At 68.7% G+C, this 12,949-nt stretch carries 12 protein-coding genes; 9 read left to right on the top strand and 3 right to left on the bottom strand.

Annotated features, from left to right (window positions below):
* Positions 1–92 precede the first annotated feature (92 nt).
* Positions 93–1,526, bottom strand: a complete 1,434-nt coding sequence (locus tag ACZ7JA_RS12405) for a pre-peptidase C-terminal domain-containing protein (protein ID WP_470808044.1) — start codon at positions 1,524–1,526, stop codon at positions 93–95.
* Between the two features lie 364 nt (positions 1,527–1,890).
* On the opposite strand from ACZ7JA_RS12405, the gene ACZ7JA_RS12400 reads away from it, so the two are divergent.
* The 4 genes from ACZ7JA_RS12400 to ACZ7JA_RS12385 all read left to right on the top strand — a co-directional run bounded on the left by ACZ7JA_RS12400 (position 1,891) and on the right by ACZ7JA_RS12385 (position 5,050).
* A complete protein-coding gene (locus tag ACZ7JA_RS12400) occupies positions 1,891–2,322 on the top strand; it encodes an SUKH-4 family immunity protein (protein WP_470808043.1) in 432 nt (143 codons plus the stop codon).
* A 100-nt stretch (positions 2,323–2,422) separates the two neighbouring features.
* Complete coding sequence (locus ACZ7JA_RS12395) at positions 2,423–2,989, top strand: SMI1/KNR4 family protein (protein WP_470808042.1); 567 nt, start codon at positions 2,423–2,425, stop codon at positions 2,987–2,989.
* A gap of 783 nt (positions 2,990–3,772) precedes the next feature.
* Positions 3,773–4,318, top strand: coding sequence for a hypothetical protein (locus ACZ7JA_RS12390; RefSeq protein ID WP_351663666.1), 546 nt, complete (start codon positions 3,773–3,775; stop codon positions 4,316–4,318).
* Positions 4,319–4,582: 264 nt separating this feature from the next.
* Positions 4,583–5,050 carry a hypothetical protein gene (locus ACZ7JA_RS12385; RefSeq protein ID WP_470808041.1) on the top strand — a complete coding sequence of 156 codons (468 nt, stop codon included), beginning with the start codon at positions 4,583–4,585 and terminating at the stop codon, positions 5,048–5,050.
* Between the two features lie 152 nt (positions 5,051–5,202).
* Here ACZ7JA_RS12385 and ACZ7JA_RS12380 read toward each other — a convergent pair whose 3' ends face one another.
* Positions 5,203–5,334 (bottom strand): hypothetical protein, encoded by a 132-nt coding sequence (locus ACZ7JA_RS12380; protein WP_470808040.1) that lies wholly within the window; start codon positions 5,332–5,334, stop codon positions 5,203–5,205.
* 755 nt (positions 5,335–6,089) lie between these two features.
* Here ACZ7JA_RS12380 and ACZ7JA_RS12375 point away from each other — a divergent pair.
* On the top strand, positions 6,090–6,293 hold the full coding sequence (locus tag ACZ7JA_RS12375) for a cold-shock protein (RefSeq protein ID WP_062048923.1): 204 nt from the start codon (positions 6,090–6,092) through the stop codon (positions 6,291–6,293).
* A 282-nt stretch (positions 6,294–6,575) separates the two neighbouring features.
* Here ACZ7JA_RS12375 and ACZ7JA_RS12370 read toward each other — a convergent pair whose 3' ends face one another.
* Entirely contained in the window at positions 6,576–7,166 is a 591-nt protein-coding gene (locus tag ACZ7JA_RS12370; RefSeq protein WP_351663672.1) for a TetR/AcrR family transcriptional regulator, read from the bottom strand.
* 130 nt (positions 7,167–7,296) lie between these two features.
* Here ACZ7JA_RS12370 and ACZ7JA_RS12365 point away from each other — a divergent pair, with 130 nt between their 5' ends.
* The 4 genes from ACZ7JA_RS12365 to ACZ7JA_RS12350 all read left to right on the top strand — a co-directional run bounded on the left by ACZ7JA_RS12365 (position 7,297) and on the right by ACZ7JA_RS12350 (position 12,750).
* Entirely contained in the window at positions 7,297–8,142 is an 846-nt protein-coding gene (locus tag ACZ7JA_RS12365) for an SDR family oxidoreductase (RefSeq protein WP_470808039.1), read from the top strand.
* A gap of 222 nt (positions 8,143–8,364) precedes the next feature.
* Entirely contained in the window at positions 8,365–9,348 is a 984-nt protein-coding gene (locus tag ACZ7JA_RS12360; RefSeq protein WP_351663674.1) for an aldo/keto reductase, read from the top strand.
* Between the two features lie 312 nt (positions 9,349–9,660).
* Complete coding sequence (locus ACZ7JA_RS12355; protein ID WP_470808038.1) at positions 9,661–10,887, top strand: serine/threonine-protein kinase; 1,227 nt, start codon at positions 9,661–9,663, stop codon at positions 10,885–10,887.
* A 687-nt stretch (positions 10,888–11,574) separates the two neighbouring features.
* Positions 11,575–12,750 carry a glutathione-independent formaldehyde dehydrogenase gene (locus ACZ7JA_RS12350; RefSeq protein WP_389297924.1) on the top strand — a complete coding sequence of 392 codons (1,176 nt, stop codon included), beginning with the start codon at positions 11,575–11,577 and terminating at the stop codon, positions 12,748–12,750.
* Positions 12,751–12,949: the final 199 nt, after the last annotated feature.

Here is a 12,949-nt window from a genome sequence, read left to right as displayed (position 1 = left end):
CCACGACCAACTCGGCGCCGCGGTTGAGGGGCCGGCATAGGTCCGTTAGCAGCATTTCCGGACGCGCGAGCGGTCTGGGCCTCTGGTCGCAGTCAGACCGCACTCAGGTCGCAGGCGTAGGTGGCCGAGCCGGAACCGGCGTAGGCCTCGAGGTCCAGGTAGTACGTCCCACTACCCGAGGCCGTGCGGGTGTAGGTGAGGGACTCGTCGGTGCCCCGGCCGTCGTTCACCGACCTCGTGAGTGTGGTTCCGGTCGAGTCGAGGAGATAGGCGTCCGCGTCGTAGGCGTCGGGGATCGCGCAGGAGATGGTCGCGGTCCTGCCTGAGGCCAGGGTGAACTTGAAGTAGTCCCGGTCGGAAGTGGTGCTCAGGGCGCCGGTCAGGGTCAGCGGGGGAGTGCTCGACGTGATGTCGTCAGCGGTGGAGCGGGAGTCGTTCGGCTCGCTTTCGCCGACCGTCGTGCCTCCCCCCGAGGTGCCGCAACCGGTCTCGGGCGTGCCGCTGTACAGGTTGGGGTCAGCGACGCCATTGTTGACGCTGCGTCGGTAATAGCCGCAAGTGGGACGGTTTTTGAAGTCAAAGGTCTGGCCGCTGGTGAGGTGCCAGATCTTGTAGTCGGAGAAAGTCAGGGGCTTGCCGGCGACGGCCTGCTCCGGCTGGTGGTCGCCGAGGACGACATAGGCGTCGCTGCCAATCAGTGTGGCCAGTCCGTTCTTGTCGACGTAGAGAGAGCTGCCTCCTTCGTTGATACCCACGCCCCATGCCTTGCCCTGGCTGGTCAGGCCGTCCTTGATGGCACGGGCGACGAACGCCATGGTGCGGCCCATGCGGTCGCGGGCAACGAAATGGGAGTCGTTGATCGTGTCGCCGTAGTTCGGCCAGTTGAACATGCCGGTGGTGAACGTGACGGACTTGTCGTAGGGGTTGGCGAGCGCGGTGGCCGAGGTCGCGCTCGCGGTGCAGGCGTCGTAGACGATGGAGCTGTTGATGTGGAGGCCGGCACTGCCGCCGCCGGAGCCGCCACCCTTGGCGATGACGGACTGTACGGAGGCCTGGAGAGAAGTGCCTTTCCAGGCGGCGTAGCGGCACTGGTCGCCGCCGGCGAAGTAGACGAACTCCGCGTTGCGGATGTCAGCGTTCAGTTGGGTGTTGTTGCCGTCGGATGCGGCAGTCAGCGTCCAGGTGGTACAGGAGTTGACGCCGGAGAGTGCGGTGATCGTGTCGCACTCGGGGGTCTTGCCGCCCGACGTGGGAGCCGAGCCGGCCAGCACGACGACGTCGAGGCTTCCGGTGTTGCCGCGGATCGCGTCGATGGCCCTCGTCATGGAGCCACCGACGACACCGCCGTCGCCATTCATGGTGAAGGCGGGGCCGGACCAGCTTGATCGGCTGACATCGGACGCGCTGCCGAGGCGGATGCGGTCCGCGGCGGCATGGGCGGGATCACTGGTGACGGCGAGGGTCGTGGCGGCCGCCGCGATCACAAGGAGCGAGGTGAGGGGCCTGCTCAGCGCGCGTGAGGTCATCGGTGCTCCTGGGTTGCGGGAAGAGACGGGTGCGGGAGGAACGCGCCTCCGCTCACCTCTTTCTGACGGACCGACAGCGGCGTGTTGAGTCGGCAGTAGCGGAACATACAAGCAGTAGCTTGTTACGGGAAGATGTAAGGCGGAATTCAGCGAGACGGCTCTATCGGAGCCTCAGAAGCCGCACGTAAGCGGACATTTGGCCAATCTACGCGGTGGTCGGGTGGAGCTACAGCGACGTAATCGGTGTTACATCTATGCAAGGCGATTGGACTTCTGTAGTTTCCTGCAGAGTGGGAGGGCGCCGAGGCCTTCGCCACGGACGGCGACCCGTCACCTCATCGAGAGCGTGCACGGCATAGCGGTCGTGGAAACGGACGCCGTCACGCTGCGGGACTGGCCGCGCGACGCGGGCATTGACCCCACGTCGGCGGAGGAGCCGCCGCCGGAACCGACCCCCGCCGTACGGCGGCCGATGGGTCCGCTTACCGCGGCACGGTTCGACGACGCCTTCGGGGAGCAGCACGTGCTGCGCATCCCCGATGAGGAGCTGCCCGAAGGGCTCACCTACGCCGGTAGCAGACGGTTTCTGTGGGACGTCGGCCTGCCCATCTGGTGGGTGTGCCACAGTGGCCAGTACGAGACCCGCCCGGCCGACGCAATGCGTCCCCCGGCGCGGGAGGATCTGGCCGGAAAGGGTCTGCCCGACGGATTGTCAGCGAAGGATCTGGTCGCCTTCGCTGACACCGAGTTCGGCGAGTTGTACCTCCACCGGCACGACGGCACCGTGCACATCTGAAGCCGCCTATCGTGAGCAAGGCCCCGGACTGCCATCCCGCCACACGGCCGGGCCCCAGGCCATTGATCCTGGTGGAGCCGGACGGGGATACGGTTCGGGCGTGACCGCTGATGCTGCCGCCCCGAGCGGGACCTGGAACGGCGTCTCGGTGCGCTCTCGTGTTGCCGCGATGGCCCTGGAGGATCCTGAGCGTCGCCGCTTCGGTGCTGCGCACCACGGATACCGGCTCCAACCGCTCCTGCCGGAGGGCGCGATCCGCTCCTTCGAGCAACTACACGGCGTCACCCTGCCCGCGTCCTATCGGGACTTTCTGGGCACGGTCGCCGGTGGCGGAGCGGGACCTCATTACGGACTGCTGGGCCTGGCAGAGGAAGTGGATGACGAAGAGGCCCTGCACGACTTCCGGACCGAGTGCCTGCGAGCCGGCTTTCTGACCACCCCGTTCCCGCACACCACGGACTGGCCGGGATCGGGCAGGGGAGGCGACGCCGACTACTCGGTTGCGGGGACTCTTGTCCTCAGTGAGATCGGCTGCGGTACCTTCTCTCGCCTCCTCATCACGGGCACGAACGCCGGACAAGTCTGGCTCGACGACCGGTCCTGGGGCGGCCTGACCCCAGGACCGGACTTCCACGACTGGTACACCGCATGGCTGGCATCCCATTAGATCTCGTACACGGTCTCGGGGCCCAGCTTCGATCAACGTGCCTGATGTGCCTTCGGGCATTGGAAGGCCATCTACGAGCGGCCCCTGGGCGGCCTCTCCCGCCGCGAGCTCGCCGCCCAACCGGCCACCGTCGCCACTGAGCCCGCAACGCCTAAGGGCGGGTGCGACGGTCGGTGTCAGTGCCACGCACTAGGTGCTAGGCAGGGCACCTTCCTGGACACGACTGCATGAGCACCTCGGGGGGCTGCGCCCGGCCCCTGGGCTTCGGCATCGTCGTCGAGGCTGCTGCCGACTGGCTGGCGGAGTCCGACGACCTGAACTGGAAGCGAACAGCTCCCTCAAGTTCTCGCGCGAGGGCCTCTGGAACGCACTGGTCAAGAACATCCCCGCGATGGCCATCATCGAGGCCGGTACGGGCAACGACGGTGGCCTGGCACCCAGGCCCGCTCTGACCGGGTGCTCTCCGATCTTCTGCCCGGCGGTGCGGCCCGTCGGCGGTCTCCAGTGTGGCCCCATCTAGCACGACTCAGCTCATGAGGTTCGCAGCGACGCGCCGTAACGACGCGAGTAAGGAGACGTCAATTATCACCTGGAAAGGCTAATAGTATGTCAATCTGCCTTTTGCTTAATGGATGTGACGCTCCATCAACCAATGCGAAATGCCCGAGAATACCCTGTTCGGAGCTGAGTCCCTGACCTCCCGATATGCCCGTCATGTCAGCTGTAGGTAGGTTCATCAACGAGCCGGCTGACAGGCCGGCACCCCGAACAGGAGACCGCGAAATGCAGCTTCGTTCCACGGTGATCACCGCCGCCGTTTCAGCGGCCGCCGCGCTGGCCGCGACCGGCATCACCTACGCTTCGGCCGCCCCCGCCTCCGCTCCGGCCCCCCAGCAGGCCCAGGCCACCGCAGCCGCGCCCCACGGCGGCAGCAACGGAAACAACAACAGCAAGGGCAACGAGGGCAACAACAGCAAGGGCAACGAGGGCAAGGGCAACGAAGGCGACGACGACAACGACAACAACGGGCACCGAGGAGAGGACGAGGGCCGCATCCAGATCAACGAGCGGTCCTACTCCACCCACCCCGGCGACTGCATCACCGTGGTCAGCGGCCTGGGCGCGAAGACCCTGAACGTCCGCAACGAAAGCCGTAAGGCCGTCGAGGTCTTCCGCGGGGCCGTCTGCGACAACGGCGCTCCCATCGCCACCGTCGGCCCGCACAGCTCCAGCTACGGCGTGGACCCGGGATGCACCGAGGGCATCGACATCGACGAGGGTGTGGTGGCCAGCTTCCGGGTGGTCAAGCGTCACCACGACGAGTACTAGGCCGCAGCCGGCCGTACTGTGGAGCCCCGGCCCGCCGGAATCGGGCCGGGGTCCCAGTCTGTCCCATTGTCCGACGTCCACGCCCCGCGCACACCCCTGCCGGTGCCGGATGCGAGGCGCGCGCCATCAGTGTCCGCGCGGCTGCACCCTGCCGTCACTGTCCGTCCTACCTGCGGATTTCCGCCCATCTGTATGTGATCCCAGGCCGTTGGCCCGGCTGTCCTCCGGGTGCTTTCCCGACCCCGCGAACGGGTGAGGAGTGACATGAGCATCCGCCTTGTGGAAGACGTGAGCGACGGCACCTACGTCCTGGACAGCCTCGACATCACGCTGACCCCGGCTCTGCCCCGGCTGGGACACCAGGTCCGCTGGGAGATGACCGGCCACCTCAAGGAACCCGTCGACCTCACCCGGGTCACCTGCAACGTGATCATGAAATTCGGTCCGGTGAGAATGCTCGACAGGGAGTACAGGTTGCCCGACCTGCTGGAGTGCATGGGCGCGCAGCTCTCCGGTCACCTCAGGCCGGCCGCCGGACCGTGGCGTCAGACGTGGAACCTCCAGCTACCCGAGGCAGTGCCGGTGGCAGAGCACCGCATCCAGCTGCGCGCCCGGACGGACGTCGGAAAGAACTTCCTCGCACTGAACATCGCCCTGAACTTCAGCCACAGATTCCGTCCATCCCCGACGAGCGGCAGAACAGGCGCACACATGCTTCCCGGATCGCCCTGACGCCGACTGAGATCACGCGGAGCGAGCGTGTCGAACTCGGTCGTGGACGCAGCGGGAGTGACGGCGGGACCTTGACCTGCTCCTCGCTATCGGGCAGCTCTTCGCGCTCGTCGTCCAGGGGCAACTGGTCCTAGGGCGGCCTGGTGGGTTGGCTACCGTGCTCCGGGTTCGCCGTTCGGCTCGTCCTCGTGCGGGAGCTGGGGGAACAGGTGGTCTTCCAGCATGGGCAATCCGAACAGCATGAGAACCAGTAGTACGGGGACGATCAGAACTGTCAGAAGCATGACGCCTCCCCGCGCTGGCCCCCTCGGTGGCTTCGTCGGCGGCCATCGGGTCATGCTCACCTTGCGGCCGAACGGGTTACGCCGCACAGCGGCACGGGGCTGGTGTGGGCCATTTGGGTGACGTCTTGCCGTGCGGGTGCGAGAGCGGTCGGCGTCGGTGATCCTCGCAGGGGCCGGTCAAGGTGGCGGCGAGCGTCTCCCGGCGGGGTCTGCTCCATAGCCTTGACTGGCCTGGGTCACGGTGCGCCGTCGGCGTCACCGCAGGTAGGAGCCTCGCCGAGCACGCACCGGCCGCCCGCCCAGCGGCTTCTGCGACGCGTCCAGCCGCCGTCACTGCCCACCTTGCACCGGGTGATCCGTCGTGATCTGACGCCGGGGGAGCGGGCCGGGCTTGCGGGTGGGGAGCGGGCTGCGCGGCAGGCGTGATGTGTTCCTGGCAAGACCGCGCCCTTGGCGGAACAAGGTGTGGGAGACCGACCGCAGGGACACGGTTGCCAGTCACTGACTTGGGCCTCGTGAGACGTTGGCACGTATGCGGCGCGTCGGGGCAACACGCCATGATGACCGGAACCGCGTGGCCGAGCCTCACCAGTCGGTGTAGCGTCGTGACTAGCAGTCGTGGTTCCGAAGTCCCGTTCGCCCGTGATCGCCATCGCGGGCGTTCTTGCTGTTCGACGCCTCTCCGGACCAGGGCGATCACCTCCGGGTCCCGCACGGTGCGAGACCCGATACGAGTCCTTTCGAAGGAGACAGGCATGGCCAAGGGCACTGTGAAGTGGTTCAACTCGGAAAAGGGCTTCGGCTTCATCGAGCAGGAGGGTGGCGGCCCCGACGTCTTCGCCCACTACTCGAACATCGCCGCCCAGGGCTTCCGTGAGCTTCAGGAGGGCCAGAAGGTCGAGTTCGACGTTACGCAGGGCCAGAAGGGCCCGCAGGCGGAGAACATCCGCCCGCTGTAACGAGGGAACAAGGAAGAGGCCCCAGCCGGAACGCACCACCGGCTGGGGCCTCTTCGCTTTCATTCGCCCCGCCAGAGGTTTCCGGTCCTCCGACGGGGCGGGCGCTTGAGGGGCGGCTGGCCAAGCAAGGGGCAGCCGCCGTGCTGCTGTTAGGGCTTGGGCAGGATGACGAACCCCCGCACGGGCCTTTCCTGCTGCGGAGCCCTGGACGCCGGCTGCTGCGCGCGCTTCCACGCCGCCACCAGGTTCGCGTACCGGGGATCGGTCGTCGTTCGAGCCTGGTCAGGCGCCGGGCGTCGGCCCGGGCGCCCCGTAGCGGAGGCCGTCGAGGAGCAGGTCGAGGAGGCGGCCGGCCCGTTCGCGTTGGTCGGGGGCACTGGTGATGAGGGCGACGCCGGCCAGGCTGAAGCCGACATCCAAGGTGTCGATGTCTGGGCGCAGGAGGCCGGCGTCGGCGCCGGCGTGCAGCAGGGTGCCGAGCGCGGTGCCGAGTTTGTCGAGGGTTTCGGCGAAGGGGTCTGCGCCGGATGCGACAGCGGCCCGCAGGGCGTCCGCCATGCCCTGCTTGGCCGCCACGTAATCGATGAAGTCGTCCATCCACAGGCGGATCGCCCGGTCCGGCGGGTTGTCGGCCAGTAGCTTCTCGGCACTGTCGCAGACGCGGGCCAGCTCGTTGCGGTAGGCCGCCTCGATGAGCGCCTCACGCGTGGGGAAGTGGCGGTAGAGCGTGGCCGAGCCGACGCCCGCGGCCTTGGCGATCGTGTCGATCGCGACGTCCGGGCCCTTGTCGGAGAAGGCGCGCACGGCCGCTTCGAGGATGCGCTCCCGGTTGCGGCGGGCATCGGCGCGCAACGCGCCCGGCTTGGTGGTCAAGGTTGCTCCCTTCGTCGGAAGACCAGTCTAGCTGGACAACCGGGGAGTTCCCCGCTTACCGTTGCGGATAACCGGGGGACTCCCCGGTTACGGATTTCCGCTCGTTGCTACCTAGGCAGGGAAGACCCTCATGACCTCGACAAAGACAGCGCTGATCACCGGTACGTCCTCCGGCATCGGCCTGGCCACCGCCATCGGCGCCGCCCGGGCGGGCTGGGCGACCATCGCCACCATGCGCGACATCGGCAAGGCCGAGGCCCTGCTCAAGGCCGCCGCCGAGGCGGATGTCGCGGACCGGATCGAGGTCAAGCACCTGGATGTGACCGACTCCGCGAGCATCACCGCATGCCTGGACGAGGTCGTCGCCGAGCACGGCGGCCTCGACGCGCTGATCAACAACGCCGGCGCCGCCCAGGTCGGCACCATCGAGCAGAGCAGCGTCGATGACGTCCGCGCGGCCATGGAGGTCAATTTCTTCGGCGTGGTGACGATGACCCGGGCCGCCCTGCCGTACCTGCGGGCGTCGAAGGGCCGGGTTATCACCGTCAGCAGCGTAGGCGGTGCCGTCGGCCAGCCCTTCAACGAGGCGTACTGCGCGGCGAAGTTCGCCGTCGAGGGCTTCATGCAGTCCCTCGCGCCGGTCGCCGCCACCGTCGGCGTCGATGTCACCGTGGTCGAGCCGGGCGCGGTGGCGACCGAGTTCGTGGCCAACCTCGGCCTGGACGTCCCGACGCTGCTCGCCGCCGCCGGACCCTACGGACCGGCGCTTGAGGCGTACATCACCCGCACCCAGCAGTCGTACGGCAACGCCCAGACTCCGGCCGAGGCAGCCGCCCCCATCGTCGACGCCCTGACCGTCGCCCGCCCGCCCTTCCGCATCCAGACCTCGCAGTGGGCCCGCGACTTCGTCGCCACCACCCTCGCCGACCTCGACGGCTCCGCCGTCCGGACCATCACCGGCGCCTGGCTCCGCTGACCTCCCGGTCCCGCGTCCCGGTTGATGCACTGCACGCACTGTCGGTGGCAGGCGCGGCAGCCGCACCCCCATCCGCCCACCGGCGCTACACCGCCGCCGCGCCCACTCACACGTAGCCGGCGCGCAGCCGCACCCGGTTCCGGCCCGAGGGCCCCAACGCGCCGGATGCTGAACCACTCCCTCACACACCGCGGGGTGACCCGCAACGGAAAGAAGATCACTATGGAACTCCGCACCCTTGGCAACCAGGGCCTGACCGTCTCCGCCGAAGGACTCGGCTGCATGGGCATGAGCGCCTTCTACGGCAGCACCGACGAGGCCGAGTCCCTGGCCACCATCGACCGCGCCCTGCAACTGGGCGTCACCCTGCTGGACACCGCCGAGAGCTACGGCCCCTTCATCAACGAGCAGCTCCTCGGCAAAGCCCTCGCCGGCCGCCGCGATCAGGCCGTCGTCGCCACCAAGACCGGCGTCGAGTTCACCGACGAAGGGACGCTCGTCGGCCACAACGGGCGCCCCGAATACATCCGTCGTTCCCTCGACCGCTCCCTGCGCCACCTGAACACCGACTACGTCGACCTCTACTACCTGCACCGGGTAGACCCGCAGGTGCCGATCGAGGAGACCGTCGGCGCCATGGGCGAGCTGGTGGCCGCCGGCAAGGTCCGCTACATCGGCCTGTCCGAAGTCGCACCGCGGACCATCCGCCGCGCCCACTCCGTCCACCCGATCACGGCCGTCCAGACCGAGTACTCGCTCTTCGAGCGCGGCATCGAGGACGACGGGGTCCTGGCCACCCTGAACGAGCTCGGGATTGGCCTGGTCGCGTACTCGCCGCTCGGACGTGGCTTCCTTTCCGGTGCGATCACCAGCCCGGACGACTTCGCAGCCGACGACTTCCGCCGCACCGACCCCCGCTTCCAGGGCGAAAACTTCGCCCGAAACCTGGCTGTGGTCGACGAGGTCCGCCGCATCGCCGCCGCCAAGCAGGTCTCGCCGTCCCAGCTGGCTCTCGCCTGGGTGCTGCACCAGGGTGCAGTCGCCATCCCCGGCACCAAGCGCCGCCGTTACCTGGAGGAGAACGTCGCTGCCGCCACCGTGACGATCACCGATGAGGACTTGGCCGCCATCGAGGCCGTCGCCCCGCGCGGCGTCGTCTCCGGCGACCGCTACGCCCCCGAACTGATGCGGAACCTCAACGGCTGACCCCTCAAAAGCGTGTCATTCCGGTCCGCTCATTGGCTGATCGGATCTACCAGTCCGACTGGTGATCACCGATGCGATGCAGGACCGGATGCCGAACGCTCCACGGCACGGTCGGCATGCGCGGTGCAGCAGGTCCGTGCGGCGGTGGCGGCCGACTCTGCTCACAGATACCAGCGCATGCCGGCGGTGGGGAGTTGTCAGGCGCCGTCCGAAGGCGGCAAGGCCGCCTTAGGACCAGGAGACATCTGTAGGTTCCGGTCGGGCCGGTCGTCGAGTGGCGGAGCACGGTGGATCTGCCGCCATACTGTGCGCATGGAGCGGATAGGGGGGTACCTCGTCGAGCGCAAGCTCGGTGAGGGCGGGATGGGAACCGTGTTCCTGGCCCGGACACGGGGTGGGCGCGCGGTCGCGCTGAAGGTGGCCAAGCCGGAGCTGGCGGCGGACCCGGTCTTCCGGGAGCGGTTCCGCAGCGAGGTCGAGGCGGCCCGCACGGTCGGTGGCTTCCACACCGCCTCCGTGGTCGACGCCGATGTCGACGGCGACCCGCCGTGGCTGGCGACCGCCTACATTCCCGGGCCGACCCTCGCGGCACGGCTCGCCGCCGAGGGCCCGATGGACGAGCCGCAGCTGCGGGCGCTGGCCGCCGCCCTCGCCGAGGCGCTGGAGTCCATCCACGCCCGCGGCCTGGTGCACCGCGACCTCAAGCCCGGCAACATCATCATGGCCGAGGACGGACCCCGGGTGCTGGACTTCGGGATCGCCCGGGCCGTGGAGTCCACCCGCTTCACCGCCACCGGCACCGCCTTCGGCACTCCCGGCTTCCTCGCCCCCGAGCAGGCCCTCGGCCACGACGTGACCGGCGCCGCCGACGTGTTCGCCCTCGGTGCCGTCCTGGTCGCCGCGGCTGGTGGCAGCGCCTGGGGCGAGGGCACTCCCATGGGGCTGATGTATCGCTCCGTCCACGAGACGCCCGACCTGGCCGCCGTGCCCGCCAGGCTGACGGAGCTGGTCTCGACCTGCCTGGCCAAGGACCCTGCGGCCCGGCCGACGCCTTCCCGGCTGCTGGACACGGTCACCGGAGAGTCCCGGGAGCCGGGTCCGCCGGCGTACTCCCCGACCGTCGCCGTTCCTCCGGCGCCCTCCCGGTACGCCCCGCCCGCCCCGCAGCCCTTCTCGCCGCCCTCCCCGGCGTACCGGCAGCCGCCGCCGCTTCCCCCGACCCCGCCGGGGAGCCCGTACGGGTTCGGGCCGCCCGCCCCGCTGGGCCCGCCCGAGGTGGTGCTCACCGACCGGGACAGCCGTATCGTCGTGAACGCGACCGGGGTCATCCTCGAAGTCGAGGGCGCGGCGGCGGACTTCGAGTGGGCGGAGATCGCCGGGGTGGTGCGCACCCCGCGTGGCAACCGGCTGACGGTGACGGTCCGGCTGTGGGACGGCAGCGTGTTCGACTGCGAGCTGAACGCCCGCCGGGCGGCCAGGCTGACCGAGTGGCTCACCCGGCTTGACCCCGTGTTCGGCGCGTACCTGGCCGGGCGGTAGGGGACCGGACAGACCGGGCGAGTTCGTCAAGCCGTCTCGCCGACAGCTGTCGGGCATGAGCACGTGGCATCCGTGCTCGTCCCGGAGCGAACCGCCTTCGGTTGTCGCGAGTTCGTGACCGAGGTCGACCTTGTCGGTGCGTGGACATTCTTCCGAAGCAGGACTCTGGTCTCCGTCGTCGAATTGGCGGCGGTTATGGGCGCCAGCGTTACAGCGGGGACGTTTCGGGCACTGATGAGCGCCGGGACAGCCGACGAGAAGGGTCCCGTCATGAAGGAGTCGTCGCAGGGCGTTACGGTCGTGGCTCTCCTGGCGGATCCCGATGCGCCGACGAAGATCGCGCAGCCGCCGCATGCTGGCGTACGACGATGGTGACTAGCTGGTGATTCGAGTCGGAGGGGTCTTGGACCGGTGACCCTCCGAGTGGGGAGCTCCGCGCTGATCGATCGCTGAGGGTCGTTTCGGGTGGCATGCCGACGGGGACCCGCACCGCACGCCGCCGGAGTGCCGAAGCTCCGCCGAGCAGGTCGGCGGCGGAAGCACCGTTGCACCTGATCCGGGTGAACGGCCCGCAGCAGTGCGCAGGAGCCACGGACCCCGCCATCGCAACCTTCCGAGAGACAGGCTCGTTGCGCCGTCTCATCAGCGCCGTGCCGCGCTCACGCCGTGGCACCGAGAGAAGACATCATGAAAGCAGCGGTATACGAAGGACCGCGAACGGTCACCGTGAAGGACGTGCCGGACGCGAAGATCGAACACCCCTGCGACATCATCGTGAGGATCACCACCACCAACATCTGCGGCTCGGACCTGCACATGTACGAGGGCCGCACCTCGTTCGAGTCCGGCCGCACCCTGGGACACGAGAACCTGGGCCAGGTGGTGGAGGTCGGCTCGGCCGTCCGCAAGGTCCAGGTCGGCGAGTACGTGGTGCTGCCCTTCAACATCGCCTGTGGTTTCTGCAAGCAGTGCGAGCAGGGTCTGACCAACTACTGCCTGACCATGCAGCCGGAGCCGGCCCTCGCGGGAGCCGCCTACGGATTCGCCGACATGGGCCCCTACCAGGGCGGCCAGGCGGAGCTGCTGCGCGTGCCCTACGGCGACTTCAACGCGCTGCGTCTGGGCGAGGACGCCGCCGAGCGGCAGACCGACTACGTGATGCTCGCCGACATCTTCCCCACCGGCTATCACGCCACCGAGATGGCGCACGTCAAGCCGGGTGACCAGACGATCGTCTTCGGGGCCGGTCCCGTCGGGCTGATGGCGACCTACTCGGCCCTCCTCAAGGGCGCCGGGCGCGTCTGGACGGCCGACCACCAGCCCGACCGGCTGCGCAAGGCGGAGGAGATCGGCGCCATCCCGATCAACACCGCCGAGCAGAACCCGGCGGAGGTCGTCAAGGAGGCCACCCTCGGTCTGGGCGCCGACAACGGCTGCGAATGCGTCGGCTACCAGGCGCACGATCCCCAGGGACACGAGGACGCCAGCCTGACGCTCAACGGTCTGATCGACTCGGTCCGGTTCACGGGCGATATCGGTGTGGTGGGCGTGTTCCTGCCCCAGGACCCCGGCGGCGCGGAGGCCCAGGGCGAGCTGGAGGCTCAGGGCAAGGTCCCGATCGACTTCGGCATGATGTGGTTCAAGGGCCAGCGCATGGGGACCGGGCAGGCGCCGGTGAAGAGGTACAACCGGGCGCTGCGGGATCTGATCGCCGGCGGGAAGGCGAAGCCGAGCTTCGTCGTCTCCCACGAACTCAGCCTGGACCAGGCCCCCACCGCCTACGAGCACTTCGACGCCCGTGACGACGGCTGGACCAAGGTCGTCCTGCATCCCGACGGACACGGCAACGGCCACAAGCGGTAGGCAGAGGGCCGCCGCCTCCGCTCACCGAGGGAGAAGGCCGGCCGACGAGCGGCGTCCGACCCTGGCCCAGGCCGGGATCAGACGCCGCGGTGATCGACCGTGCTCGCTGGGCAGGCCGGACGTCGGATCCCGATGACGCCGGTCGAGGACTGGATGCGGGCCACGTGGAAACCCCCGGTGTTATCCGCATGCGCTCTTC

The organism is Streptomyces sp. NPDC038135 (assembly GCF_055601245.1).
This window is presented reverse-complemented; position numbering and strand designations above follow the sequence as displayed.